Source organism: Variovorax sp. YR752, from assembly GCF_943372545.1.
The window spans coordinates 25233-50583 of sequence record NZ_CALRZC010000006.1; the positions used below are offsets into that span (position 1 = coordinate 25233).

A 25351-nucleotide genomic window follows, 5' to 3' on the forward strand; every position below is an offset into this window, starting at 1 on the left:
CGTGGGCGGCGGGCGATTCTGCCCTACCCTCCGCCACCTTGCCGCGTTGCGTCAACGCTCCAGGTTGCGGTCCAGCGAAGCCCCCTCCTCCCCCACATGCCGCCATGCAGGCATTAACGCCTTGCGCGCCGCATTGAGTTCGGCCATCGAGATGTGCAGCTCCGCCATGGTCTGCACCAGCAGTTCGAGCAGCGCGGCGCGTTGGCGCAGCCGCACGGTCTCGGCGCGACGCGCGCGTTGGGCCTGGCGTGCCGCGGCCTGGATGGCGCGGCCCGTGGGCGAGTCGTGCGTGGGATGGCTGTGGTGGTCGTCCATCGACAGGCCGGGTGCGGCGCGCATGGGCAGCATCACGCGGCGGCGGGCACACCCTGGACGGCGGCAGCAGCGGCAACTTCGCCATTGGCTGCATCGCCGCGCGTTTCGGCAGCGGGGCCGTAGTTGCGCAGGTGCAGGAAGAACTCGCCCATCATCTGCATCCACAGCCGCACGGCAAAAGCCAGGTAGGCGGGGCTGACGCCGCCGGCCACGACGACGTCCATCTCGAGCACGACAAAGTCGCCGTGCTGTGCCACGCGCGCAAAGCGCTTGCTGCGGTGCCATGCGGCGAGCACGGCCTCGGGCAGCGTGCCGCCCTGCACGCGCAGCGGGCAGCTCAGGGTGAAGTCGGTGTACTGGGTGGTGGTGACGGCGTTGCCCCACAGCACCTGGAAGCCAATGCCGTGGCTGGCGCTGTGCAGGCGCACCACGCCGTCCTGTTCGATGGCGGTGACGGCGCCGCCGGCAGCCTTGATGGCGTCCGACACCTGGTCGGGCGTGACGGCGTCGAGCATCTCGAATGCGACTGGCGCGGCGGCTTGGTCGTTGGCTTCCGGGGTCGTGACGTTGGTATTCATGTGTGGTTCTTCTTTCAGGAAAAAGGGGAAACGGTTCAGTTGGTCTTCTTGAGCGCGGCGTCGAGCGCGGCGCCGTCGATGCTCACTTGCGCGGGCGGCGCCAGCTGGGTCATGTAGGCCTGCACGAGCTGCTGTTGCCGCTGCTGGCGCAGCGCGGCCTGCAGCTGCGGCTTCATCTCTTCGAGCGTGGCAGTGCGCGCGGGCTGGATGTCGAGCAGCTTGACGATGTGAAAGCCGGCCTCGGCCTGCACCGGCTCGCTGACCTGCCCTTGCTTGAGCTTGGCCACGGTGTCGCGCAGTTCGGGGAGGATGCGCGCGAGCGGCAGCGTGTCGACCTCACCGCCGCGCTCGGCGCTGCGGCGGTCCTGCGAACTGGCGCGCGCGACGGCAGCGAAGTCGCCGCTGCGGGCCTGCTTCGCGAGGCGGTTCGCTTCGTCGCGCACCTTGGCGATGGCGGCCGGGTCGCGCTCGGGCGTGGCGAGGTAGATCTGCGCCACGCGGTAGGCGGCCGGCAGGTTGAAGCCGGTCTTGCCCTGGTCGTAGGCGGCCTTCACCTCGGCGTCCGACGGAAAGCCCGCAGGCACCTGGCTCACGGATTCGAGATAACTGGTGGCGACGATGCGCGCGGTGATCTCGCGCGTGGCGGCGTCGATCTTCGCCTTCACGTCGGGCCGGTCGGCCCAGCCCTTGGCGCGGGCGTCGCGCAGCAGCGCTTCGCTCACGAGGCGCTGGCGCAGCCAGCCGTCGAGGCTCGCGCGGTCGGCCTTCACGGCAGCACGCTCGGCTTCGGGCAGGGTCTGCAGCAGCTTCTCGATTTCGTCCTGGCCGATGGTGACCTCGCCGATGCGCGCGACCACGGCGGGGCCGGGCGCAACGGGTTGCTGCGCGGCGGCCACGCCGACCGACGAGACCAGCAGCACGCCGGCCGCCGCGCGCAGGCGCCGGCCGAGTCCGGCTGCGGGAGTTGTTTGTGCGTTCGTCATTGCGGCTTTCCTTCTGTAGCGGATGCAGCGGCCGCAGGCGCCGGCGCGCTCACGGCGCGCACGTCGAAGCGGCTCTCGTAGAGCTTGTCGCCGTACTGCTGCGCGATCTGTTCGTACTTGACGCGGCTTTGCGCCGCGAAGGGTTGGCGCGAGGCGAGCACGCTCCCCACATCCATGGTTTCGTAGGCGCGAAGCACCTCCTGACCGACGGCGTATAGCTGCGTGTTCTTGGCCTCGCACTGCGTGAGCGCGGTGCGCTGCAGCGCGGCCTCACCGGCCAGGCGCTGGCGTTCGGCTTCGGAGGCGCGCGCCATCTTCAGCAGGTCGTCGTACGCGCCGCGGTACTGCGCGATCTGCGCACTCGCCTTCTCGCTCGCGGCCTGTGCCTGCTCGCGCAGTTGCGCGTTGCCGGCGCTGGCTTGCCCGCGCGCGTGGCGCTCGGACGCGAGCTGGGCCTGGCTGGCGGCCAGTTCCTTCTTCAGCGTCTCGAGCTCGGACGCGGCCGGTGCCGCGCCAGGTGCCGCGGGCGCCTTGCCCGCGGGCTGACCGGCCTTGATCGCGGCCAACTCGTTCTGCGCCTGCTGCAACTGCGTGGTGGTGGTGCGCAGCTGCGCGCGCAGCCGCTCCTCCATGCTCGCGCCTTGCGCCTGCTGGGCATGCGCCACGCCGGCCGTGGCGGCCAGTGCGGCCAGGGCCAGCGCCGGGAAGATCGTTCGGGACACGGCGAACTCCTTCTTTTGCTTAGAAACGCGCATTGAATTCAAGCTGCAAGGTGTCGATCGACAGCGGCGGGCCGTAGACCTCCTTGGTCGAGATCCAGCGGCCGGTGAACCACATGTTCTTGTCGATCGCGTACGAGCCGCCCAGGAAGTAGCCGCGCGCGTTGGTGCCGCCGCCGTGGAAGCTCGAATCGTTGTAGCCGTCGGGCATGGCATCGGGCTCGATGCGCTTGTAGCCGGCGAGCACGTTCCAGTCGCCGCGTGCGGCCGGTGCCGGCTTGCCGTAGGTGGCCTGCACCATGTAGGCGTTGCCGCCGCTCTTGAAGTCGGACTGGGTGGTGCCGCCGGTCGGGCCGAAGTTGTTCACGATGGCGCCGCGAATGCCGCCGCGGGCCCAGATGCCGTTGGCGTCGTAGGCGTTGTTGCGCACGAAGTTGGCGTCCAGGCGCAGGTTGTTGCCGGCCACCTGGGTGTCCCAGCGCAGGTTCAGGTCGATCAGGCGGAACTTCGAGGCCAGGCCCACGTACTGCGGCTGCGGCGTGCCGGCCGGGTTGAGCGGGTCCAGCGAGATGTCGCGCAGCAGCATGAGCGTGTTGCCCTTCTGCATGAAGGCCGGGCGCGACCAGTCGGTGCTGCAGCCGTCGGCGCCCGCGTACAGCGCGCAGGGCTCGGAGACCTGGCCGCTGATGTTGCGGAAGTTGTAGTACGCCAGCGCGCCGCGCACGCGGTTGTCTTCGTTGATCTTCCAGTCGGCGCCCACCTGCGCGCCGAGCAGCCACTTGTTCTCGCTCTTCATCTTGCGCTGGCTACGCGTGGGCGAGCCGTCCGCCGAGTATTCCAACGGAATGAGGCCCAGCGTGCCGAACAGCGACAGGTCACGGTTCGCCGACAGCTTCTTGTCGAACTGCGCCGCAATGCCGTCGAAGTTCAGGTCGCTGGAGTACAGCAGGTCGGTCGACATGAAGGGGTTGCCGAAGCGGCCGCCGGTCACGGTGAGCCAGTCGGTCGGCTTGTGCGAGATCCACATCTGGTCGAGCCACACGCTCTTCTTGCCCAGGCCGCCGCCCAGCGTGGTGGTGGTCGAGACGGGGCTTTCGTCGCTGCCCGAGGCCAGGCGCACGCCGGCCTTGGTGTTCTCCGACAGGTCGGCCAGCAGGCCCACGCGGGCGCGGGCGCGGAACAGGTTGCGGCGGTCCTGGCGGGTGTTCAGGATCGACGGCAGCGAGAGGTTGGTGTTCGGGTTGACGTCGTAGCCGCTGCCCTGGTTGAGCGAGGGCCAGTTGATCTCGATGTCGCTGTTGTTGCCGGCATAGCTGCGCGACTCGTTGCGCACGCGCACGTCGCCTTCGAAGCGGATGCGCTTGCTCCACTCGGGCGTCTCGTTGGGCGCGGCCCAGCCTTCGTCCTTGGCCTGCGCCATGACCTGTGCCTTGACCTCGTCGCGGATCTGGTCGCGCACGGTCTGCGAGATGTAGGGCACGCGCACGTCGCCGGCTTCGAGCCGCATGCCGCCCGCGACGGTGGCCGATGCGGCGGTGGCCGACACGGCCGCCTGGCGCTGTGCCTGCTGCGCGGCGATGGCTTCGGTCTGGGCCTGGGCCAGCAGCGCTTCGCCCACGTCCTTGGCGAGCGTGCCGCTTTGAATGAGGCCGCGGATCAGCTTGACCATGGCGGATTCGGCGGCGGGCGCGGCGGCGGTCTGGGCCATGGCGGTGCCGGCCGACAGCACGAACGCGGAGGCCACGGCCGCCGCGAGCGCGCACTGGCGCAGGGCCGGCATCGCGCCCCGGCGCGGGAGGGTGTTGTGGAGGGTGTTCATCGCTTCGTTCACTGAATGGAAGAGGTCGGCCGGGCGTCGGCCGCGGAGAAATGGAAAGTCATGCGGATCACGGCCGGCGTCCCTTCATGGACACGCGCATCGGAAAGCGCATCGAGGCCGGCGGACGTTCTTCGATGCGGTCGAGCCCGCGCAGCAGCGCCAGCACGGCTTCGTCGATGTCCTCGGTGCCGGTGCCGCGCACCAGCTGGGCGCGCGTGGTCTTGCCGTCAGCGCCGAGCCACAGGTCGATCTGGATGTCATCGAACACCAGCTGGCGCGTGCGCGGGTCGCGCGACAGCGCCTGCTGCAACATGCTCGACACGTAGCGCGCATACGAGCCGCTGCCCAGGCCGCCGCCGGCGCCGGTGCCGCTCATGCCGCCGCCGCTGCCGGCCTGGATGCCGAAGGCGTCGTTGCCGGCCTGGCCGGCGCTGTCCATGGTCACCGGGTCGCCCAGGTCTTTCGACGGGCTGGGCGGTGCGTCGTCCTTCGGGGCTTCGAGCGGCTCGACCGGCTTGGGCTCGGGCTCGACCACTTCGGGCTTGATCTTTTCCGGCTCGGGCTCGGGCAGCTTCTCGGGTTCGGGTGGCGGTGGCGGAGGCGGCGGCAGCATCAGCGTGGGCGCATCGGCCACCACGCGCTTCTGGCTCGCGGTGTCGGACAAGAGCCGCCACACGAGCAGCGCCAGCGCCACGACGATCACCAGGCCGATGACCATCCCGCCCCAGCGGCGCCAGAGCGCGGCCGTGCCACCTGCGCCGCTGGAGCGCGGCGCAGGCGAGGCAGAAGAAGAAATCGGGTCGCGAGGGTTCACGCTGCGGTCCTCACTTCTGCTTGCCGGTCACGAGGCCGATCTGGTTCAGCTCGATGCGACGCAGCAGGTCGAGCACGTCGACCACCTTCGCGTACTGCACGCTGGCATCGCCGCGCACGATCACGGGAAAGTCGGGCGACAGCGCCTTCTCGGTGCGCAGGCGTTCTTCGAGCTCGGGCAGCGTGACCGGGTAGGCGTCGAGGAACACGTTGCCCGCGTTGTCGATCGTGATGGCCTTGGTCTTGGGCTTCTCGAGCGCCACCGAGGCGCTGGCCTTCGGCAGGTCGACCTTGATGCCCGGGATGCTGGCGTTGCTGGTGAGGATGAAGATCACCAGCACCACCAGCAGCACGTCGACAAAGGGCGTGATGTTGATGCCGCCCGTGCGCTTGCGCACGGCGAACTTCGCGGCTGTGTTTGCCATGGTGCGCGGTCCTCAGGCGCGGCGCGCCTGCACGGCCACCGGCAGCGAGCGGCCCTCGCCCTGCTCTTCGGCCAGGCGCGTGACGAACTCGTCGACGAACACGGCCATGTCGGCGCCGATGGCGTCCGAGCGCGAGGCCAGCCAGTTGTAGCCGAACAGCGCGGGGATCGCGACGCCCAGGCCGGCGGCGGTACACAGCAGCGCAGCGGCCATGCCGGGTGCCACCGAGTTGATGTCCACGGCGCCGGCCATGGCCGCCACCACGAACACCAGCATGATGCCGATCACGGTGCCGAACAGGCCCACGTACGGCGCGCCTTCGATGGTGGTCGAGAGCCAGTTCATGCGCTTGGACATGCGCTCGGTCTCGCGCACCATCACGCCGTCCATCGCGGCGCGGATGGCGCCGATGGTGGAGGCCGACACGGCGTTCAGGTCGTAGCCGCGGTCGTGGCGGCGGCGCATCTCTTCGATGGCCACTTCGTACAGGCGCCACAGCGACGAGTCGGCACGCACCTCTTGCGGCACCGTGTTGTTCGTGGCCATGCGGTCCAGCGGAGCGCCGGCGCCTTCGCGGAAGTGCTCGATGAAGGTGGCGTTGGCGCGCGAGGTGGCGCCGAAGCTGCGGCCCTTGCCGATCATGATGGCCCACGACAGCACCATCATCAGGCCCAGCAGGCCGACCACGACCCAAGCGTCCAGCGGCATCGCGGCCAGGATGAAGCCGAAGTGGCTCTTGCCCGCCTGCTGCTCGTCGGCACCGAAAGCGGCCAGGCGCGACTCGGCGCCTTGCGACACGGCATCGGCCAGCAGCAGCGCGTCGGGGCGTGCGACCTTCGACAGGCGCACTTCGTCGATCGCGCCGGTGAACGGGGCGAAGGCATCGGCGGGTGCGGCGCCCGGTGCAGCAGGTGCGGCCGGTGCATCGGCGCCAATCGCGGCGGCGGTGTTCAGTGCGGGCAGCTTGGCCGCCAGCGACACGGCCGGACGGCCACCCACATACAGCGCCACGCTGTCGCCTTCGGCCTTCACCGCAAGGTGCGACCACTGGCCGGCCTGCATCGGCTGGCCCGGCGTGCTGCGCTGGCCGTTCACCTGCACGAAGGGCACGCCCTGGTCGATGCCGACCACGAGTTCGCCGGCACCATCGCGGCGCGCATAGATCGCCTGGCGCGCGCCGAGCGAATCGGGCTTGACCCAGGCGGAGAAGGTCAGCGTGCCGCCGGCCGTCACGGCCAGCGACGGCGTGGCGGGCAGCATCAGTGCGCCGTTGCCGAGCTGCGCGCCCTTGCCGATGACCGTGCCTTCGACGGGCACCGCGGCGGTCTGGCCGTTGTTGCCGTAGGCCGTGGTGTCACGCGGCGGCACCGCGCCTTCGGCGAAGTGGTAGACCAGCGTGTAGTCGGGGTCGAAGCTGCGCTGGCCGTTGCCCGAGGCCGGGGCCTTCGGGTTGCCGTAGTACATCCAGAGCTTTTGCGGCGTGCCGGCCGAGACGTTGGGCACGTCGACCCAGATCAGCGCCATGCCCAGCAGCGGATCGAACTGTTCGATCTGGTGGTTGAGCACGGTCTTGTCGTCACCCGCGACAAAGCGCAGATCGGCGCCGGTCTCGCTCACGCCTTCGAACTTGAAGTTGCCCGTGTGCAGGCGCACCAGCACCGGCACGCGGCCGGCATCGCTGCCGATGGCGCCGGCCTGCGGGCCGCCGTCGATGGTGACGGGTTTGCGGTAGGCCCATTCGGCCTGCCACCAGGCATGGGCCAGGCCCGGCAGGAGCGTGCTCAACAGCGTGAGCGCGATGAAAAGAAGTCGTCGCATGACAGGGTTCTCCGGAAAGCTCGTGGAATGAGAAGAAAAATCGAAAGAAAGAGGAAAGGCCGTCAGTAGCTCGCGGTGATGCTGAAATTCACCTGCGGGTCGTGCTTCTTGGTGCGCGGCCCGTCGATCAGCGGATAGCCGATGTCGACGCGGCCCGAGAAATAGGTGCCGACCTTGAAGGTCGTGCCCACGCCCACCGAATACAGAGCGAAGCGCTCGGCCTGCTCGGGCAGCGGGCTCTTCAGGCGCAGCCGCGCCGCATCGGCGAAGGCGTACACGCGCCAGTTCTCGACGGTGCTGCCCAGGAAGGTGAGCGGCTTGCTGCGCAGCTCGACCGAGCCGACCACGCCGTAGTCGCCGGTGGCTTCGGCCGAGAGATAGCCGCGCACCGAGTTCATGCCGCCCGCGGCGATCTGCTCGCTGGACACGAGCGGCGAGTCGGTCATCTGTGCGTTGACGCGGAACGCCACCTGCGTGCCGCCCTCGAAGCTGTGCGCGCCGTTGAGGTCGGTCTTCAGCACCATGAAGCTGGGCGAGGCCTTGTAGCGCTTGTAGTCGAAGGCCTCCCAGTCGCTGCCGTACTTGAAGGAGCTGCTGGTGCCCGCCACCAGCGACACGCCCACGCCGTACTGGCTCTTGTCGGTCTGGCGGAAGCCCGAGTACGACAGCGTGATCGGCGCGTACTTGAGCGGCACGGTGTCGCCGGTGCCCTTGAGCGTCAGCGCTTCCTTGTTGTTCTTGAAGTCGACGCCCACGCTGAAGGCGTGCCACCAGTTGCCGCTGTTCGGCACCGTGTAGGTCGCCTTCAGGCCGATCGAGTGGCCCTTGCCCAGCACGGTGGTGCCGCCGACGGTGGCCACGTTGCTGTCGGACACGAAGGCGTTGGCTTCGAGGCTCCAGTTCGTGCCCTTGAGCGGCGCGTTGTACGAGGCCGAGAACACCTGCGTCTGGTTGAGGTCCTGCGGCGCGCCGAAGAAACTGATGGAGGCGCTGTGGCCCATCTGCCAGAGGTTGTCGTGGCCCAGCGAAGCGCTGGCGCGCAGCTTGCGCGTGTCGGCGCTGTAGTCATTGTTGAGGCCGACGCTGCCGCGCCACGGGCTCTGGTCTTCGACCTTCAGGTCGACGTCCATCGTGCCCGGCAGTGCGCCGGGGCGAACCAGCGGCATCACCTGGCGCTTGGGGCCGCGGTTGAGCGCGGTGAGCTCGGCCTGCGCGGTGTTGAAGTTGGGCACGCCGCCCTCCTTCAGCGCCGGCACCTGGTCGCGCACGTCGAGCGGCGAGTTGTACTCGGCGCCCACCACGCGCACGCGGCCCACGCGGGTCTCGTTGACCTGCAGGAACACCACGCCCTGCGTGACCTGCTGCTCGGGCAGGTCGACGTACACCGACTGGTAGCCCGCCGCCTGGTAGGCCGCGAGCAGCGCGTCGCGTGCGCCCTCCACGTCCTTCAGCGAGCGCTCGGGACCGAGGAAGGGCGTGACCGCGTTTTCGATGGCGCGGGCGTCGAGCACGGTGTTGCCGCGCACGATGTATTCGGCGATGTCGACCTTGCGGGCCGGCTCGGTGGCTGCGGCCGGCGTGGCGGCTGCGGCGGGTGCCTGCGCGAAGGCCGCCGAGGCGCTCATCGCCATCACTGCCAGCCACACCGCTCTCCAGCAGGTCGGCGGCGCGTTGTTCTTCATGTCATGCATTTACAGCTCGGTTCTCAAGGATGAAGCTCGCGTGGCAGCGGCTCAGGGTGGAGAGCCTTCATGTCGCTGCTGCGTACCGATACCTAGACGCACGGCGCGCGCGGCGACTGCCGTTTGTCACGAAAACTTCATCAAGAAATCGGCAGGAGGTCCGGCGCGGCGGGTTGAGCGCGCATGAGAAGAAGGGCCTCGCATGGGAGGCCCTTGTGTTTTCTTTGGTCGCGAAGCCGTGCTTTATCGGAGGCCGCTTGCCCCCATCCCAGCCTTCCCCCGGGAGGGGAAGGAGCAAGACCTCCAGGCCATCGCTCGGCTGTGTTTTGTATTTCTCCCTCCCCTTCCGGGGGAGGGTCGGGGTGGGGGCACGACGGCCTTCACCACAACGACAGTCAGCCCCTCGACCACCGTCTTCTTCCTGTCTTGCAAGCAGCCCAGACTGCGGGGTGGATCGCCGCATCCGCTCGGCGAACCTTCATCTTTTCTTCAAGGGGCGACGATGCGCGTCGGTGTATGGCTGTGGGGTGTGGCGCTCGGCGCGGTCTGCGGCATGGCTGGCGCGCAGACGCCATCGGCTGCCGATGACGGAAGCTGCGTCGAAGTCGTGGTGAACGGCGAGCGCACGCCCGCCTACGACTGCCTGACCCGCAAGCTCGCGCCCACGCTGCCGGCACGCGGGCCGGACGACGCGGCGCCCGGGCTCGCCTCGGAAGCGATCACGCAGCGACCGGGCAATCAGCTGGGGTTGTTCAATCGCGCGGCGACCGGGCACCGCATGGGCAACACCTTCGGCACCTCGGTGTATCCGCAGCGTCCGCCGCCGGTGGTGCCGACGTCGCCGTTGATGTCGCCCCGGCCCTGAGCGATGCCATGCGGGAAATGGGTCCGGGCGTTCAGAGTTGCTGGGTCAGCAGCACGACGACACCGGCCAGCGAAATGGCGACGCCTACGGCTTTCCTGAAGTTCTTCAACATGTCGTGCACTCCATCGGTAAGACTCGATGGTGCGCCGTTGGAGAGCGCAGCGGGTTTGGCAATCCCGATGGGCGGGATAGAAAAACTTCAACCGCCGGGTGATGCGCGGTGATGCGCCCGGTCAGCTCGCCCGCACGCCCGCCCGGGTTTCGGCGAGCGACAGGCGCTCGCGGGCGAACTGGCTGGCCCGCAGGCGAACGCGCGCGACGGCGGCATCGAGCGAAGGTTGCTGCATGAAGACAAGCACGCCGCGCTTGAGCCCGCGCAGGCTGAGTTCGGCAACGCCGGCGTAGCGGCCGCCGGAGGTCTGGCGGATGTCGATCTGGCTGGACCAACCGTCGGGAAGTTCGACGAAAAGATGTTGCTGTGTGGCGCTCATGTCAGTGAGGAGCTTAGGGCTACTGCCGGCGCCGCCCTAGGACATAGTTCCTAGGTATTAGCATTTAATTTCGTTTAATAACAATTTCACGCGCACCGCGCAAAGGGACACCATGTGTGAACACCCGCATGACTTTCGGCACTCGCGCCGGAACAGCGTGCCATCTAGGATGGAGCGGCCGTGATCCGTCTCCCTCTTTCCGTGCGTCCTCCCGACCGGCCTGCCCCGCAGGTCGATACCGTCCGCCCTGCTTTCTGCGCCGCCGCATGAAGGACGAGACGCACACAGCCGAACACCTCTACACCGTCGAAGTCGAGGGGCGCAACGTCACGGTACGGGACGTGATGGTGGCGGCATTCACCTACCGCATCAAACTCGAGGAACTGCTGGGCTCCCCCCGGCAAGTCGTGCATTGCTACCGGCTCTGGCGCCGGCTCGAGCAGCTCGACGAACCGCCCATGACGCGCCTGGACATCAAGTACGCCGCCGCATGGCGCGACGCACACGAGCAGGCCTGGCAGGTCGCGCAGGTGTTTCTGACCGACCCGCACACCAAGACCTTCGTGCTCCGGCTCGCCATTCCCTGACCCTGCGCGTCAGCGCATGTGCGCCATGTCGCGGATGTCGGAGCGCAGCGCGCTGCGGTCGGCGCCCAGAAGCGGCAGGTTGATCAGCAATTCGAGCCGGCGGCGCAGCGAGTACAGCACCTGGATCGCGCCATGCGCCGCGTCGTCCGGGCCAGTGCCGGCGCCCGCCACGTCCGGGTAAGGCCACAACGCCGCATCGGGCTGGCCGGGCCAGCGCGGCTGCAGCACTTCGAGCGAGGGGTCGAGCGTGATGACGACATCGGCCCGGAGCGATCCCGCACGCGCCAACAGGTCCCAGCTGCGCGGCGGCGACGTCGGCAAGGCCATGCCGGCGCTGCCCAGCGCCTCGACCGCCGCGGGATGCACATCGGCCGCAAGCCGCCCGGGCTGCCCGCACGAACGCGCCGCGAAACGCTTCGAATCGAGGTGCGCCAGGCAGGCCTCGGCCAGCACGCTGCGCAGCGAATTGCGCCGCGAGACAAAGACGACTTCGATCCGTTGCTGCATGGTGAAACGACTATAGCCACGCCATGTGGCACCTGTGTAGCGGGGTGCGGCGACCCTCTTGCAAACACCTGTTTACCCCTGTCATGCCAACATGACCAATTAGTGTAAACACTGGTAAACCTTGTGGGATTGATCGGCGTTAGAACCCCATGTGGACATCCGACCCCTCCCTTGTTGCCCTCGCCTTTCTGGTCGGTCTTGCTGCGGGCGTGACGCTCATGAGCATGCTGGCGGTCCTGCGTTCCGACCAGGACCACCCGCCCTCCGAGCAGCGCACCCGGCTGTAAGGCCCAGGCCTCAGGCCATGCACCCGCCGGCTTTTCGCCGGCCGGTGTGACCGGGCGCTGCCCCGCCCCACATAAGCAAGCGGGCGCGCTTGTTCAGAACCCCGATTGCCCATTCATCGCCGCGCCGTGTCCCGTTCACTGTCTTGCAAAACCAAGTAAGCCTCCTCGAACGCAAGTTTGTCTGCCTACGCCGTCCATCGGCTCGCCCTCGCAACAACCGCGACGGCGACGTAACACCAAATAACTAGCAGCTTCGCGCGACCGGCGCGCCACTTGTCAAGGCCCCGGTTCGCACGGTCCCGGGGCGCCTCGCGCAGACACTCGCCGCAGGGCCACCGACACCCGGCAATATTTAACGTAAAGCAACGATTGTTACGATTTTTGTGTCGTTCCCGACGCGCAGCTGTGACGTTCGCCCGGTCCGTGACACGGGGCACGACGATACTGTTTCGGCCTCGATCCTTGCGTTCCTTGCGTGCAGACTGCGCGTCGCGGGACGCGAGGCGAGGCACATCATCCAACTCGCTCATGTAAGACAAAAATGAACAAACTGCTCGCACTCATCATCGTGGCTGCTGCCATCACCGCCTGCTCCAAGCAAGAGTCCACGCCCGCAGCGCCGGCCGCACCCGCAGCACCTGCTGCAGCACCGGCCACGCCGGCACCCGCTCCGGCCGCCAGCGCACCGGCCGCCGCAGCACCCGCTGCCACCACGACGGCATCGGCCGACGTGCCCAAGGAATGCCAGGAATACCTGGACAAGGTGAGCGCCTGCGTGGGCAAGCAAAGCGGCGCCGCCGCCGACGCGCTCAAGAGCAGCCTCGAGCAGACCAAGGCCACCTGGGCCAGCTACGGCGCCAACGCCGCACAACTCGGCACCGCCTGCAAGGCCGCTTCCGACGCCTTCGCCGCACAAGCCACGGCCATGAAGTGCTGATGCGCTGAGAAGGTGTGAACGAACGCGCCTGGGCGAGTTGCTCGGGCACGCCGGATTCATTCACACCTTCTGAGTCGCTGACGCCGGCAAGGCCACCCTCGCCGCGCGACGCGACACACCTCCTCGTCTGCGACGAGGAGGTGCCTCCCCCACAACGGTCCAGGCTCGTCCTCTGAGAGGCTCACACAAGATGAGTGCACCGGTCTGGCTGAACATCTCGGCCTGCTAGGGCCGCGCTTCCCGCAAACGTTTGGCCCACCTGAAGGGCGCAGCAAGTCGCGACACGCCCGAATAGAGCAACTCATCGTGCGTGCGTGGGTGTGAGGTCGACAGTGCGCGCATGAACTTGATCTTCATGTGGTCAGAGAACGCAGACTCGCCTGGCGCACGCGGACGCAGACCCAGTTTTCGCATGCAATAGTTGGCCTGGTAGACGTGCCCGCGCTCCTCCATCTCCGGCATCGTGTAGTAGAGCGACAGACTCACCGAAACGTTCTTGCCGTTCTGAATGCGATGAGGCGCCAGCGGCGGATGATGTACGCCGATGCCGGGCCGGAGTGTCCAGGCCTTGCCGGCATGCGCCAGGTCGTCTCGATAGATGCCGGCAACGGGGTTGTGCCGGTAGAAGTCTTCGATCTCGCACGCGGTCAGAGTGCCGAACTCACGCGGATAAAGGCGCACGTCCTTTTCCCCTCGGATCTGCATGAGGAAATTGGTCTCGTGGTCGAAGTGATACGGCACTGCCAGCCCCGGCGCGCTGAGGAACACCGACAGACCGCCCCACGTCATCTGCCTGCGTATCGGTCGGCGGGTGATTTCCTCGACGTCGGCCAGCAGAAGGTCAAAAAGATCGCTGAATTCGGGGTCCATCTCGTCGATGTAGTGCAGCGCCACCCACTTGCCGTTCTCAGCAATCTGCTCGATGCCTTCGCGAAACTGCGCCATGAGCACGTCGCGCGGCACCGTCAACTCGCAGGCCTTGAAGTAGCGCTTGTAGTGATCGCGGTCGAACGCGCGCTCCGACAGACGGGCCAGGCGCTCGATCGACAACAGGGGATGGTTGGACAGCAAGTGTTGGAAGGCGAAGGGCTGCACATTGAGCTGCTCCCAGGCTTGCGAATCGTCGTGCTGAATGAGACCGGAAGCGGCGTGCTGGCCCAAGCGTGGGCTACGCAATTGAGGAATCATGAGCGCCTCCAGCCTTTGCAAGTTGTAGTCCTGAGACTACGCGTCGCAAAATCGAGCGTCCATCACCAACCGCCTGTTACCCAAGGAAACTTCTGCAACATCCACGTGCAGAGCGGGCCGCGGACGTTCCAAGTGGTTCAGCCATCAACGCATGCACTGCGCTTTGATTCGCGCGCAGCTTCGGCGAAAGCGGCGGTGCCGATTGCAGGGCGGAAGACAGCGTGCACAGCGAACCGGTCGTTCGTGTGATCTCGCGCCGCTGAGCGGCGCCGCTACCGCCTCAGGAATTCGCGCAACGCATCGAGCGCACGCAGCGCGCCGGCCTCGTCCACGTCCCGGTGCGTGACCAGGCGCAGCCGGCCGTACAGCATCGAAACGAGGACGCCTCTTTCCTGCAGGTGCTGTTGAAGCGCACGCGCCGTGTCTTCCCCACGATCCACCAGGTCAAGAAACACGATGTTGGTCTGCGGCGCCTCGGCACGCACGCCGGGGCGATCACACACGCCCTCATACAACAGCCGCGCCAGCCGATGGTCCTCGGCGAGCCGCTCGACGTGATGGTCCAGCGCATGCAGCGCTGCAGCCGCCAGCACACCGGCCTGCCGCATCGCGCCACCCGCCGCTTTTCTCACGCGCCGCGCACGGGCAATGAAGGCCGCACTGCCGCACAGCCCGGCTGCGCAACAAGAACGGCGCGGCGATCACCATCGGCGGACCGGCCTACCTGCGCAGCGCATCGCTCGTGCCGACGACGTCGACGGGCTACGACGTCGGCATCCGGCATGCCTTCTGATCGGCTGCAGATCAGGCCGCAGCCGCCCCACGCTCGCTCGTGATCTCGGCGCCTTCACGCATCGTCTTCGTGACCGGCGTGTTGGCCACCACCTCGAGCAGCCGGCTCCACTGCGCATCGGTCAGCGGCCCGCTGGCGTGCAGCACGCGGTGGATGTGCGCCTTGCCGTCCGCGTCCTTCGCGAAGCTCAGCTCGGCCTTGAACTCGCCGAGCTCCCAACCCTTGCGCTGCGCATACATCCGCAGCGTGATCGCGGTACAGGCGGAGAGCGCGGCCAGGTAGTAGTCGTAGGGCGCCGGCCCCGCGCCCTGCCCGCCCAATGACGCCGGCTCGTCCGCCACGAGCTGGAACTTGCCGACCTGGATGCGGTGATTGAAATCGACGTCGGTGGAAACGATCGATGCGGTGACTCCGTGGCCCATGGGTGTGTGCTCCTTGTTGGCAAGCAAGCATTCTGGCGCGGCCGGAATGCCCGAAAACATCTGCGCCACCGGGGTTGATCCAGAGGCACATAATCTTCGCCGGGCGGCCATGCCAGGGGTCGCCAGCCACCCCGGCACAAGCGGGGCGCGCCGCCTTCCTGCCTGGCATCGACGGAACGACACCATGAGCGCACTGCACATGTTCATCCCGGTCTCCGAGCCCGCACGCAGCGAAGCGCTGGCGCAGTTCATCAAGACACACCACGTTCCCCGCCATCTGGTGCGAGGCACCTCGCGCAAGATGCCGACCGACTGCGGACCGCCGGCGCCCGTGCGCACATCGCAGGAGTTGCCGCAAGCGACTCAGACACCCGCCACGTCGGGCTGAACTACCGCGCTTCGGCGCCCGGAGGCCTGCGGTCGGGGCCCGGGCACCAGACATTCGCCTGGTGTCTGATTCGCGACAAATTGGAAATGGCGCTCCATTTTCTGAGACATACTTCACGAATGCGGCGAAAAATAACCGAGAAAAGCCCCCCCGACGATGCCCCCGCCCCACCCCCGGCCACGACAGAGCTGAGGGTCAGCTGGGAGCACTCCTTTCCCGACGACGGGTCGAAACTGGTGCTGCATTCGAACTGGATTTCCAACACGCCCGCCACGCAGGCCTACCTCGAGGCGCTGGTCGCCCGTGTCGCGGAGATGGACCCCGCGCCCCGCTGCGTTTTCGAGAAGCGCAAGGCTGTCGTGCCGCGCTCGTTGCCGCCGGACCTCGGCACTTTCACGTCGGCCGAGTTCTGGCAGGTGGCGGAGTTCCTGCACCTGCAAGCCACGCCCTCTCTCGCCGCCGCGCGCCTCGTGCTGGTCGAAGGCATGCGCCCGGCCAAGGCGGCGCGCCAGCTCAACACGAGCCCGCAGGCGCTGACCAACTCGCTGCGAAAAATCCGCACCGAGCGCGCGACCTCGTCGCGCCTGGGTCGGTTGCCGCCCGAGCGGCCACCCGCCAAAGACACCCCGCCGCCCGAGGCCTGAGCGTTCGGCGTCCGGACCGCGGCCGTCAACCGCCGTGTCCGCCCTCGCCCGCCACCGGATGGCGGGCCGCATAGCGCTCCAGCAGCAGGTACAGCACGATGCCGCCAGCCAGCGGCAGCAGGTAGTAGAGCGCGCGGTACGCCAGCACGGCCCCCATGAGCGTGCCCTGGCGCACGCTGCCCGAGAGCAGCGCCAGGTAGACGGCTTCGATCACGCCGAGGCCGGCCGGAATCGGCGTCACCACGCCGACGATCGACGCCGCCAGCAGCACGCCCAGCACCGTCGCGTACGGCACCTTCTGGTTGAGCAGCAGGTACATGGCGCAGCCCATCACGGCCCAGTTGGTGGCCGAGAGCCCAAGCTGCACCAGCGCCAGCTGCGCCGACGGCAGCTCGAGCCGCCGCCCCTTCACCTGCCAGTGCCGGCCGTGCAGGAAGAAGCAGGCCACCACGTAGGCAACGGCGAGCAGCACCATCCCGATGCCGAGTGCGCGAAAGGCGTCCACGCCCATGTGCGCCTCGCGCGGCGGCGTGATGGCGCCGGCCGCGAACAGGCTGCCGGCCAGCAGCCCGTAGCCGAGCCAGTTGGTGGCCAGGCTGATGCCGACGATCTGCGCCACCGTGGCCTCGTCCAGCCCGGCACGCGCATAGAGCCGCGCACGCAGCGCGATGCCGCCGACCAGCGAGCCGAGGTTGAGATTGAAGGCATAGCTCACGACCGCGATGGCCCAGCTGCGCCAGCGCGGCAGCCGATGCCGCGTGTGCCGCCGCCCGATCAGGTCGAAGCATCCGTAGAGCGCGTGGCTCAGCGTGGCGACCCCGAGTAGGCCCAGCAGCAGCATCGCGGGATAGCGCTGCAGCGCCTCCCATGCGCCGGCCCAGTCGACCTTGTGCGCGTGCGACAGCAACAGGCCCAGCACCACGAGCCCGAGCACCGGCAATGCCCAGCGACGGCAGCGGTGCCACAGCGACGGCTTGTCCGAAGACACAGCGGCGGTCGAATCGATCGTGGTGGCGTGGCGGTTCATGACGGGCTGCCCGTGCCGCGCAATGCCGCAATGAGCGCCGCGAGGTCGAGCGGCTTGAGCAGGTGATGGTCGAACCCGGCGGCGGCGATGCGCTCCCGGTCGCCCTGCTGGCCCCAGCCCGTGAGCGCGACGAGCACGAGCCCGCGCAGCGCCGCGTTGGCGCGCAGCCGGGCCGCGAGTTCGAAGCCGTCCATGCCCGGCATGCCGATGTCCAGGATCGCGAGCCCCGGTGGCGGGCCGTCGGCCACCAGCGCGAGCGCGGCTTCACCGCTGTAGGCCACGCGCGGCGACGCCCCCATGGCGCGCAACAGGTCGCCCAACGCATCGGCCGCGTCGCGGTTGTCGTCGACGACCAGCACCGTGACCGGCAGCGTGGCGGGCCAGCCCGCGATGGCGGGCGGCGGCGAGGGCCGCACGCTGCTTGCGGCACCGATGAGCGGCAGCCGCACGCAGAACGTCGCGCCCTGGCCGAGCCCGGCGCTCATGGCCTCGACGCTGCCGCCGTGCAGTTCGACCAGGCTCTTGACCAGCGTCAGGCCGATGCCCAGCCCGCCCTGCGCGGCCTTCGAGGTGCTGCTGACCTGCACGAACATCTCGAAGATCGAGCGCAGCATGTCGGGCGCAAGGCCCGCGCCGTTGTCCCGCACCTCGACCACGGCGACACGCTCCTGCGCCCGCAGCACCACGCTGATCGTTCCGCCGGGCGCCGTGTACTTGGCGGCGTTGTTGAGCAGGTTCGAGAACACTTGCGTGAGCCGCACCGCATCGCCGCGCACCACGAGCGGCTCGCGGCCCAGGTCCATGTGCAGCGTGTGCCGGGCGCCTTCGAGCACGGGCCGGCTCAGTTCGAGGGCGTCCTTGATCACCGCATCGAGCGCCACGGGTTCCATGCGCAGTTCGATCTTGCCGCGCGTGATGCGCGAGACTTCCATGAGGTCGTTCACGAGCCGCACCATGTGGTCGATCTGGCGGCCCATGAGCTCGTAGTAGCGCAGCGCCTCGGCGGGCTCATACGCCTTGCGCTTCAGCAACGTCAGCGCGGTGCTCATCGGAGCCAGCGGGTTGCGCAGCTCGTGCGCCAGCGTGGCAAGAAACTCGGTCTTGCGCTGGTCGGCCTCGCGCAGCCCGCTCAGCAGGTCGCGCATCTGGTACTGGCGGTTGCGTGCGCGCAGCGCCGCGCGCACCGTGCTCACCAGCGACGCCACGCGCACCGGCCGCTCGATGACGGTGACGTTGGCCAGCCGGCGCATCGCGTTGGCAATGACCACCGAGTCCGCGCCCTGGCGCGCCAGGATGAGCACCGGCAGGTCGGACCACGGCGGCTGCGAGGCCAGCGCCTCGGTCAGCGCGGCGGCGGCCGGATCGGACAGCGCTTCCTCGGCCAGCAGGACCGCGCCGGCGCCCTCCTGCAGCCCGCGCACGAGCGCGCAGAAGTCGGTGCAGGTGTGCGACGCGACCTGGGCGCGTTCGAGCACGGCCTTGGCCATGACGGCGTCCCTTGAGGTCATGGTGCGCAGCAGGATGCGCTGTTCGATGGCAACGGGCGTCTTGGCACTCACGATGTGCGCTGCACGCCGTCGATCGGCACGGGGACGCCCGTCAGGATGCCCCTGAAGTTGCGCAGCGGCTCGCCCACCCGCAGCCCGGTGGCGGTCATCGAGAAATCGCGGATGGTGCGCTCGTGCGCGCCGCCGCGCTTCTTCAGCACCGAGATGGCCTGGCGCACCTCGCCGTCGAGTTCGAAGTAGCGCAGCAGCACCACCGCATCCGCGAGGTAGCTCGCGTCCACCGGTGTCTGCATCTGCATGCCGATGAGGCCGTGCTGCGCGCCCACCAGCAGCGTGGCCACGCCGGCCTGGCCCAGGTACGACAGCAGCTCGTGCAGCTGCGCGATGAGAAAGCGCTCGTCGGGCATGGCGTTGAGATAGCCGTTGAGGCTGTCGATCACCACCACCGCGGCCTTCGACTCCGTCACCGCCAGCCGGATCAGGTGCACGAACTCGCCCGGCGACAGCTCGGCCGGATCGACCTGCCGCACCAGAACGTGGCCCGAGTCGATGTACTGCGACAGCGGCATGCCCATGCTCTCGCAGCGCGTGCGCAAGGTCTGGATGCCCTCGTCGAAGATGAAGAGCGCCGCGCACTCGCCGCGCTGGGCCGCGGCCAGCGCGAACTGCACCGCCACCGTCGATTTTCCGGTGCCCGGCGCGCCGACGAACAGCGTGCTCGTGCCGCGTTCGATGCCGCCGCCCAGCAAGATGTCGAGCGCTTCCAGGCCGCTGGGAATGCGCGGCTGGTTCAGTGCCGCGGCATGCTCGGACGCCACCAGGCGCGGAAACACGCGCAGCCCGCCGCGCTCGATGCGGTAGTCGTGATAGCCGCCGCGAAAGCGCTGCCCGCGGTACTTGCTTACGAGCAGCCGGCGCCGCGCCGTGCCGTAGTCGGAGTGGTTCTGCTCCAGCCGCACCACCGCATGCGCGATGCTCTGCACCTGCAGGTCGTGCTTCATGGCGGTCATGTCGTCCAGCAGCAGCACGGTGCACTGGCGGCCCGAAAAGAACTGCTTGAGCGCCAGGATCTGGCGCCGGTAGCGCAGCGAACTGCCGGCCAGCAGGCGCAGCTCGGACAGCGAATCGAACACCACGCGCGTGGGCTTGATGACGTCGACATCCGACAGGATGCGCAGCGTCGTCTCGCTGAGTTCGACCTCGGACGGATGGAACATCGTGTACTGCTCGTCGGGCTCGAGCGTGGCTTCCGAGGGGAGCATCTCGCGCACGTCGATGCCGCTGAGGTCCCAGCCGTGGGACTGCGCCACGCCCTGCAGCTCTTCGGCGGTTTCCGACAAGGTGACGTAGAGCACCGGCTCGCCGCGCCGCACGCCTTCAAGAAGAAACTGCAGCGCAATGGTGGTCTTGCCGGCGCCCGGCGTGCCTTCGATGAGGTAGAGCCGGTTGGCGGTGAGGCCGCCGCCGAGCACGTCGTCCAGGCCGGGCACGCCGACCATCATCAGGCCTTCGGCGTGCTGCTGCGCCTGGGCTTGTTCCTGTGCTTTCTTTTCCTCGTCCGACGCCGGGCCGGCCGCGCCATCGAATTTCATTGCGTCCTCCATCGTTGTGGCTCACGAGGAAGGATTTGACGGGGAGACCGGCGCCGCGGCTGTAGGGCATCGCCGTTCCCGCGCAGAAGACAAAACCAACGCGCCGCGCGGGCCGGCGCCGAGCGCAGCACCGGCGTCAGGATTTCTCGGGCGTCTTGTGCTCGGCGTCGCCGGGCTCCTTGAGCTTGTCGTTGCCGACCTTCTTCATCAGGCCTTCGCCTTCGGTGTCCTTGCCGTCGGTGGGCACGGATTCTTCCTGCGTGATCTCCGGCTCGTCGGAGGCGGGCTTGCGGGGTTTCTGCGTCTGCGATGCGGGCTTCGAGGTCATGAGGCGTTCTCCTGGATGAACATCGACCGTGCAGTGCGCGGGGCCGCCACACGCTCAGGCAATGGCGGCACCGCCCGTCAGCCAAGGCCGACGACAACGGCGCCCTTCAGGCAGGCGCAAGCGGCTCGACCGGCGCCTCGCTCGCCTCGATGAAGAGCCGCCGGATCATCGGGAAGCGCGCGCGCACCTGCTGCTCGATGGCGGCGATGGCGTCGGCCGCCTCGCCGGTGGCGGTGCCGTCCTTGAAGTTCACGTCGACGATGGCCAGCACCTCGTTGGCGCCGATGTACATCGAGAGCACGTGGCCCACGTCCTGCACGCTGGGCTGCGCCATCGCCAGGCTGCGGATCGCGCGCGCCGTCTCGGGCCGGATGCCCTCGCCGATCAGCAGACCGCGCGCCTGGCTGATCAGCAGCACCGCCACGCCGGCCAGCAGCAGGCCGATGACCACCGAGGCGGCACCGTCGAGCGCCGGCATGTCGAACCGGTGGCTCGCCCAGATGCCGAGCGCCGCCACGCCCAGGCCGGCCAGCGCGGCCGAGTCTTCAGCGAGCACCGTGTAGGTGGTGGGGTCCTTGCTCTGCACCAGCGCCTGCCAGAACGGCCGGCCCCGCGCCTCGCGCCGGAACTCGCGCAGCGCAATGAAGAAGCTCGTGCCCTCGAACAACGCCGCCAGGCCCAGCACCACGTAGTTCCAGGTCGCATCGCGCATCGGCTCGGGGTGGCGCATGTGCTGGATGCCTTCGTAGAACGACACGCCGCCGCCCAGCCCGAAGATGAGCACCGCGACGATCAGGCTCCAGAAATACAGTTCCTTGCCGTAGCCGAAAGGATGCTCGGCGGTCGCCGGACGCTGGCTCAGGCGGATGCCCACGAGCAGCAGCACGCCGTTGAAGGTGTCGACCGCCGAATGGATGCCCTCCGACAGCATCGCCGAGCTGCCGGTGATGCCGGCCACCACGAACTTGGTGACCGCGATGGCGACATTGGCCGCGATCGCGCCGTAGATCGCGATCTTCGAGCCGGCCATCAGCGGCCGGGCTCAGGGAAGTCCAAGGTAGACCCGCAGATCGTCCTTCACCGTGCCCGCGGACGCGACCGCCAGGCGCAGCCGCTCTTCGGTCACGCCGAACCACTGGGTCCAGTAGTCGACCGCCTGGGGGTCGGTGATGTCGATGCGCTCGTCATCGTCTGGGGGAACGCGGATCTCCAGGGTGTCCAGCATCGCAGGCCTCCGGGCAGATTGAGGGGAGACGGCAGTGTGGCCGCCGGCGAACACGATGGTGCCGGTCGGATGCCACGGTTGATGCAGGACATTTGCTACAGGCGGGCCTCGGCCCCGCCCGCGCCCGCGTCATTCCGCCTCGGAAGGCCCCAGCGTCTTGAGGTCGGCGAACTTGGCGGCCATCGTGGGGTTGCCGCGCGTCAGCTTCTTGATCGTCACGTCCTGTGCCTTGTCGTTCGCCAGGCGCAGGTTGCGGTCGGTGCCGAGCAGGGCTTCTTTCGTCTTCTGCAGGTGGTCGATCGACTTGTCGATCTCTGCAATGGCCTTCTGGAAGTGGCCGGAAGCGAGGTCGTAGTTCCGTGCGAACGCCGTCTTGAAGGTTTCAAGCTCGGACTCGAACTTCGTGATGTCGATGTTCTGCGCCCTCACGAGCGCCAGCTCCGACTTGTACTTGAGCGAGTTCATCGCCGCGTTGCGCAGCAGCGTGATGATGGGCAGAAAGAACTGCGGGCGCACGACGTACATCTTCGGGTAGCGGTGGAACACGTCGACGATGCCGGTGTTGTAGAGCTCGTTGTCGGGCTCCAGCAGCGACACCAGCACGGCGTACTCGCACCCCTTCTCGGTGCGGTCCTTGTCGAGTTCCTTCAGGAAGTCTTCGTTCTTGTTCTTCGTCGCGGTGCGGTCGCTCTCGTTCTTCATCTCGAACATGATCGAGACGATCTCGGTGCCCGCTTCGTCTGTGTCGCGAAAGATGTAGTCGCCCTTGCTGCCGGTGCGCGCGTCGTTGTCTTTCTCGAAATAGGCACGGGGAAACGCCATCGACCGGATGCGGTTGAACTCGGTCTCGCAGTGCTGCTCCAGCGTCTCGCCCACCATCTTGGTCGACAGGCGCGCCTTCATGTCGCGCAGGCGCTCGATCGCGTCGTCGCGGTCCTTGATCTGCGTCTCGTATTTGTCCTTGAGCGACTTTTCGGCGAGCTGCTTTTCGAGCTGCGTGCGTTCGAGACCACTCTTCAGCTGGTCGCGCTCCTTTTCGACCGTGCTGACAGCCTCGGTGATCGCGAGCTTCTGCGCCACTTCGATGGCGTCGAGCTTGGCTTTCAGGTTCTGGATCTCCACGTCTTTTGCCGCGGCGCCCTTCTGCAGTTCGCCCAGGTGCCGTGCCTCGGCGAGCGCGGTCGCGGCCAGCTTGTCCTGCCGGGCCTTCTCGAGTTCGTTGGCGAGCGCGTCGCGCTCTTTTTCGACCGTGCCCAGGGCCTCGCTCACCGCGAGCTTGCGCGCGACCTCGCCGGCCTCGATCCTCGCCTTGAGTTCCTGGATCTCGCCGTCCTTGGCTGCGGCCGCCTTCTGCAATTCGCCGGCGGCCCTGGCTTGCGCGAGTTCGATGGCGTTGCGCTTGTCCTGCTCGGCCAGCTCCAGCCGCTCGTGCAACTGCTTCTCGAAGTCGCCGTCGCGCACCTGTTTCAGGATGTCCGCGTACCCGGCCTCGTCGATCTTGAATGCTTTCCCGCAGTGCGGGCAGATGATTTCATGCATGGCTACTTACCTTCGGCCTCAACTCTCATGTGCAACTTCCAATGTGTGTCTGCGTGGGGGGATGTTAGAGCGTGCGACCCGGCCCCGACGGGGCATTCCCCCTGCGCGGGCGGTTCAAGGCGCATCATGGGCCGATGAACATCCACCTCGGCTTTGAGATCGCGTACCAGTTTCCCCGGCCGACGCCGATGATCCTGACCCTCAGCATCCACTATTCGCGCGCCTCGGACCTCGTGCGGCCCGACCATCTGCTCACGAATCCGGCCGTTCCCACCAGCGCCTACCGCGACATGTTCGGGAACTGGTGCACCCGCCTGGTCGCCCCCGCGGGCCGCTTCGTGTTGAGCACGGACACCGTGGTCCGCGACAGCGGCGCACCCGACATCGTCGCGCCCTCGGCGCCGCAGGTGCCGGTGGAGTACCTGCCCGAATCGACGCTGGTCTACCTGCTGGGCAGCCGCTATTGCGAAACCGACCTGCTGTCCGACTTTGCGTGGCAGCGCTTCGGCAACGGCCCGACCGGCTGGGGCCGCGTGCAGGCGGTGTGCGATTTCGTGCATCACCACATCGAGTTCGGCTATCAGCACGCCCGGCGCACGCGTTCGGCGTTTGAAGCCTTCAACGAAGGGCAAGGCGTGTGCCGCGACTACGCACACCTGGCGCTCACCCTGTGCCGCTGCCTGAACATTCCGGCGCGCTACTGCACCGGCTACCTCGGCGATGTCGGCACCCTGCCGCCCTACGGCACGATGGATTTCGCAGGCTGGTTCGAGGCCTTCCTGGGTGACCGCTGGTACACCTTCGATGCGCGCAACAACGTGCCCCGCATCGGCCGCGTGCTGATTGCACAAGGGCGCGACGCCAGCGACGTCGCGTTGTCCAGCACCTTCGGGCCCAACGAGCTGGACGGGTTCAGGGTGTGGTGCGACGAGGTTCAGTGAGCTGATCAGTCCACCGTGTCGAAGAACGACAGCTTGCGCGCACGCGGCAACGCCTTCACCTTGAGTTCCGCCCGCAGCGCCGCGCCCCTGTCCGCATAGCAGCGGGCGGCCAGCACGCGCAGCGGCGGACGCGCGCGCGTGAACTTGGCGCCGAGACCGAAAAGGTGCTGGAAGAAGCGCTGCTCCACATCGATGGCGATGCCGGCGTAGTACACGCCGCCCTCGCATTCGAGGAGGTAGAGCCAGTAGGGAGTGGGCGGCGGGGCAGGCAAGGTTCGGGGCACGCGGAATTGTGCCGCGACATTCCCACATGCCGCGCCTCTCCACGTTGAAGTGCGCGCGCATGACGCAGGTCAAGAAGTTTTCCGTTTCGAAACGCTTCCCCCGGGGAACCCGGCCGCGTCGTGCTTAGACTCCCCCCTGCGCGCATTCGTGTCGCTGAATTCTTTTTTTCACCCTTCCATTGAAAGAGTCCCCGCCTTGAACAAGACCGACCTCGTTGCAGCCATTGCCGCAGACACCGACCTCAGCAAGATCGATGCAGCCCGCGCACTGGATTCCGTCATCGACAACCTCTCCCGCGCACTGGCACGCGGCGACACCGTGCAGCTGATCGGCTTCGGCACCTTCACGGTGTCGGACCGCCCCGAGCGCTCCGGCCGCAACCCGTCGACGGGCGAGCCCATGACCATCAAGGCCAGCAAGGCGCCGAAGTTCTCCGCAGGCAAGGCCCTGAAGGACGCAGTCAACGTCGCCAGCTGAGCGCGAGGGTCGGTTTGGGCGTGCTGTGCACGTCGAGCCGACCTTGGCCAGAAGAGCCCGCGTCGTGACGTCGTCAAGGCCATGACGCTGTCTCCCATGGGCTGAAGAATCGCGTTGGCGATCGGCCGGGGCCCGCCTGCGGATGGAAGACCGGCGGCGCAATCAACT

Annotated in this window: 30 protein-coding genes and 1 pseudogene; 9 read left to right on the forward strand and 22 right to left on the reverse strand. The window is 67.9% G+C overall.

The annotated features are described in order from the left end of the window. Positions 1 to 51: 51 nt before the first annotated feature. From AAG801_RS02280 to AAG801_RS02320, 9 genes are all read right to left on the reverse strand, one after another. A complete protein-coding gene (locus AAG801_RS02280; protein WP_341886988.1) occupies positions 52 to 339 on the reverse strand; it encodes a hypothetical protein in 288 nt (95 codons plus the stop codon). Positions 340 to 347: 8 nt separating this feature from the next. Continuing rightward, a complete protein-coding gene (locus AAG801_RS02285) occupies positions 348 to 893 on the reverse strand; it encodes a YbjN domain-containing protein (RefSeq protein ID WP_153283480.1) in 546 nt (181 codons plus the stop codon). Between the two features lie 35 nt (positions 894 to 928). Next, entirely contained in the window at positions 929 to 1876 is a 948-nt protein-coding gene (locus tag AAG801_RS02290) for a peptidylprolyl isomerase (RefSeq protein WP_341886989.1), read from the reverse strand. Continuing rightward, a complete protein-coding gene (locus tag AAG801_RS02295; protein ID WP_341886990.1) occupies positions 1873 to 2598 on the reverse strand; it encodes a hypothetical protein in 726 nt (241 codons plus the stop codon). The genes AAG801_RS02290 and AAG801_RS02295 overlap by 4 nt, the downstream gene beginning before the upstream one ends. A gap of 19 nt (positions 2599 to 2617) precedes the next feature. After that, a complete protein-coding gene (locus tag AAG801_RS02300) occupies positions 2618 to 4414 on the reverse strand; it encodes a putative porin (protein ID WP_101489832.1) in 1797 nt (598 codons plus the stop codon). Between the two features lie 67 nt (positions 4415 to 4481). After that, positions 4482 to 5228 carry a hypothetical protein gene (locus AAG801_RS02305; protein ID WP_341886991.1) on the reverse strand — a complete coding sequence of 249 codons (747 nt, stop codon included), beginning with the start codon at positions 5226 to 5228 and terminating at the stop codon, positions 4482 to 4484. 10 nt (positions 5229 to 5238) lie between these two features. Further along, complete coding sequence (locus tag AAG801_RS02310) at positions 5239 to 5652, reverse strand: biopolymer transporter ExbD (protein ID WP_062474100.1); 414 nt, start codon at positions 5650 to 5652, stop codon at positions 5239 to 5241. A gap of 12 nt (positions 5653 to 5664) precedes the next feature. Further along, positions 5665 to 7470, reverse strand: a complete 1806-nt coding sequence (locus tag AAG801_RS02315) for a MotA/TolQ/ExbB proton channel family protein (RefSeq protein WP_099790546.1) — start codon at positions 7468 to 7470, stop codon at positions 5665 to 5667. Positions 7471 to 7532: 62 nt separating this feature from the next. Beyond that, positions 7533 to 9161, reverse strand: coding sequence for a ShlB/FhaC/HecB family hemolysin secretion/activation protein (locus tag AAG801_RS02320; protein WP_341886992.1), 1629 nt, complete (start codon positions 9159 to 9161; stop codon positions 7533 to 7535). A gap of 493 nt (positions 9162 to 9654) precedes the next feature. Between AAG801_RS02320 and AAG801_RS02325 the strand changes: the two genes are divergently transcribed. Then, positions 9655 to 10017 (forward strand): hypothetical protein, encoded by a 363-nt coding sequence (locus tag AAG801_RS02325; RefSeq protein WP_341886993.1) that lies wholly within the window; start codon positions 9655 to 9657, stop codon positions 10015 to 10017. Between the two features lie 233 nt (positions 10018 to 10250). Here AAG801_RS02325 and AAG801_RS02330 read toward each other — a convergent pair whose 3' ends face one another. Further along, positions 10251 to 10508, reverse strand: coding sequence for a hypothetical protein (locus AAG801_RS02330; protein WP_341886994.1), 258 nt, complete (start codon positions 10506 to 10508; stop codon positions 10251 to 10253). Positions 10509 to 10774: 266 nt separating this feature from the next. Here AAG801_RS02330 and AAG801_RS02335 point away from each other — a divergent pair, with 266 nt between their 5' ends. Next, positions 10775 to 11095, forward strand: a complete 321-nt coding sequence (locus AAG801_RS02335) for a hypothetical protein (protein ID WP_101489826.1) — start codon at positions 10775 to 10777, stop codon at positions 11093 to 11095. A gap of 9 nt (positions 11096 to 11104) precedes the next feature. Here AAG801_RS02335 and AAG801_RS02340 read toward each other — a convergent pair whose 3' ends face one another. Then, the gene (locus tag AAG801_RS02340; protein WP_341886995.1) at positions 11105 to 11602 is read right to left on the reverse strand and encodes a protein tyrosine phosphatase; all 498 of its coding nucleotides are present in this window, start codon (positions 11600 to 11602) and stop codon (positions 11105 to 11107) included. 149 nt (positions 11603 to 11751) lie between these two features. Between AAG801_RS02340 and AAG801_RS02345 the strand changes: the two genes are divergently transcribed. Both AAG801_RS02345 and AAG801_RS02350 read left to right on the forward strand, forming a co-directional pair. After that, on the forward strand, positions 11752 to 11889 hold the full coding sequence (locus AAG801_RS02345) for a hypothetical protein (protein ID WP_192192447.1): 138 nt from the start codon (positions 11752 to 11754) through the stop codon (positions 11887 to 11889). 541 nt (positions 11890 to 12430) lie between these two features. After that, positions 12431 to 12826 carry a hypothetical protein gene (locus tag AAG801_RS02350; protein ID WP_101489824.1) on the forward strand — a complete coding sequence of 132 codons (396 nt, stop codon included), beginning with the start codon at positions 12431 to 12433 and terminating at the stop codon, positions 12824 to 12826. A 225-nt stretch (positions 12827 to 13051) separates the two neighbouring features. Here the strand turns inward: AAG801_RS02350 and AAG801_RS02355 are convergent, their stop codons facing one another. Both AAG801_RS02355 and AAG801_RS02360 read right to left on the reverse strand, forming a co-directional pair. Beyond that, positions 13052 to 14014 carry a hypothetical protein gene (locus AAG801_RS02355; RefSeq protein ID WP_341886996.1) on the reverse strand — a complete coding sequence of 321 codons (963 nt, stop codon included), beginning with the start codon at positions 14012 to 14014 and terminating at the stop codon, positions 13052 to 13054. A gap of 272 nt (positions 14015 to 14286) precedes the next feature. Further along, on the reverse strand, positions 14287 to 14646 hold the full coding sequence (locus tag AAG801_RS02360) for a beta-eliminating lyase-related protein (RefSeq protein ID WP_341886997.1): 360 nt from the start codon (positions 14644 to 14646) through the stop codon (positions 14287 to 14289). A 38-nt stretch (positions 14647 to 14684) separates the two neighbouring features. On the opposite strand from AAG801_RS02360, the pseudogene AAG801_RS02365 reads away from it, so the two are divergent. Further along, positions 14685 to 14807 (forward strand): annotated as a pseudogene (locus AAG801_RS02365) (porin); the annotation flags it as partial. Positions 14808 to 14818: 11 nt separating this feature from the next. Here AAG801_RS02365 and AAG801_RS02370 read toward each other — a convergent pair. Then, positions 14819 to 15229, reverse strand: a complete 411-nt coding sequence (locus AAG801_RS02370) for an OsmC family protein (protein WP_101489823.1) — start codon at positions 15227 to 15229, stop codon at positions 14819 to 14821. A 184-nt stretch (positions 15230 to 15413) separates the two neighbouring features. Between AAG801_RS02370 and AAG801_RS02375 the strand changes: the two genes are divergently transcribed. Together AAG801_RS02375 and AAG801_RS02380 are read left to right on the forward strand one after the other, a co-directional pair. Then, complete coding sequence (locus AAG801_RS02375) at positions 15414 to 15617, forward strand: hypothetical protein (RefSeq protein ID WP_341886998.1); 204 nt, start codon at positions 15414 to 15416, stop codon at positions 15615 to 15617. Positions 15618 to 15853: 236 nt separating this feature from the next. Continuing rightward, positions 15854 to 16261 carry a hypothetical protein gene (locus tag AAG801_RS02380; RefSeq protein ID WP_341886999.1) on the forward strand — a complete coding sequence of 136 codons (408 nt, stop codon included), beginning with the start codon at positions 15854 to 15856 and terminating at the stop codon, positions 16259 to 16261. Positions 16262 to 16286: 25 nt separating this feature from the next. Here the strand turns inward: AAG801_RS02380 and AAG801_RS02385 are convergent, their stop codons facing one another. The 7 genes from AAG801_RS02385 to AAG801_RS02415 all read right to left on the reverse strand — a co-directional run bounded on the left by AAG801_RS02385 (position 16287) and on the right by AAG801_RS02415 (position 23480). Continuing rightward, on the reverse strand, positions 16287 to 17288 hold the full coding sequence (locus AAG801_RS02385; protein WP_341887000.1) for a lysylphosphatidylglycerol synthase domain-containing protein: 1002 nt from the start codon (positions 17286 to 17288) through the stop codon (positions 16287 to 16289). Further along, on the reverse strand, positions 17285 to 18847 hold the full coding sequence (locus tag AAG801_RS02390) for a hybrid sensor histidine kinase/response regulator (RefSeq protein ID WP_341887001.1): 1563 nt from the start codon (positions 18845 to 18847) through the stop codon (positions 17285 to 17287). The genes AAG801_RS02385 and AAG801_RS02390 overlap by 4 nt, the downstream gene beginning before the upstream one ends. Further along, positions 18844 to 20388 (reverse strand): ATPase domain-containing protein, encoded by a 1545-nt coding sequence (locus tag AAG801_RS02395; RefSeq protein ID WP_341887002.1) that lies wholly within the window; start codon positions 20386 to 20388, stop codon positions 18844 to 18846. Before AAG801_RS02395 ends, AAG801_RS02390 begins: the two co-directional genes overlap by 4 nt. 136 nt (positions 20389 to 20524) lie before the next feature. Continuing rightward, entirely contained in the window at positions 20525 to 20716 is a 192-nt protein-coding gene (locus AAG801_RS02400; protein ID WP_101489818.1) for a hypothetical protein, read from the reverse strand. 106 nt (positions 20717 to 20822) lie between these two features. Next, positions 20823 to 21746, reverse strand: a complete 924-nt coding sequence (locus AAG801_RS02405) for a cation diffusion facilitator family transporter (RefSeq protein ID WP_341887003.1) — start codon at positions 21744 to 21746, stop codon at positions 20823 to 20825. 12 nt (positions 21747 to 21758) lie between these two features. Beyond that, complete coding sequence (locus AAG801_RS02410) at positions 21759 to 21941, reverse strand: DUF3606 domain-containing protein (RefSeq protein WP_341887004.1); 183 nt, start codon at positions 21939 to 21941, stop codon at positions 21759 to 21761. 129 nt (positions 21942 to 22070) lie between these two features. After that, complete coding sequence (locus AAG801_RS02415) at positions 22071 to 23480, reverse strand: DUF2130 domain-containing protein (RefSeq protein ID WP_341887005.1); 1410 nt, start codon at positions 23478 to 23480, stop codon at positions 22071 to 22073. A gap of 134 nt (positions 23481 to 23614) precedes the next feature. Here AAG801_RS02415 and AAG801_RS02420 point away from each other — a divergent pair, with 134 nt between their 5' ends. Beyond that, positions 23615 to 24421: a transglutaminase family protein gene (locus AAG801_RS02420; RefSeq protein ID WP_192192469.1), complete on the forward strand. Its 807-nt coding sequence runs from the start codon at positions 23615 to 23617 to the stop codon at positions 24419 to 24421. 5 nt (positions 24422 to 24426) lie between these two features. On the opposite strand, the gene AAG801_RS02425 is transcribed toward AAG801_RS02420, so the two are convergent. Then, on the reverse strand, positions 24427 to 24705 hold the full coding sequence (locus tag AAG801_RS02425; protein ID WP_101489813.1) for a GIY-YIG nuclease family protein: 279 nt from the start codon (positions 24703 to 24705) through the stop codon (positions 24427 to 24429). A 178-nt stretch (positions 24706 to 24883) separates the two neighbouring features. Here AAG801_RS02425 and AAG801_RS02430 point away from each other — a divergent pair, with 178 nt between their 5' ends. Further along, positions 24884 to 25183, forward strand: a complete 300-nt coding sequence (locus AAG801_RS02430) for an HU family DNA-binding protein (RefSeq protein WP_180838928.1) — start codon at positions 24884 to 24886, stop codon at positions 25181 to 25183. Positions 25184 to 25351: the final 168 nt, after the last annotated feature.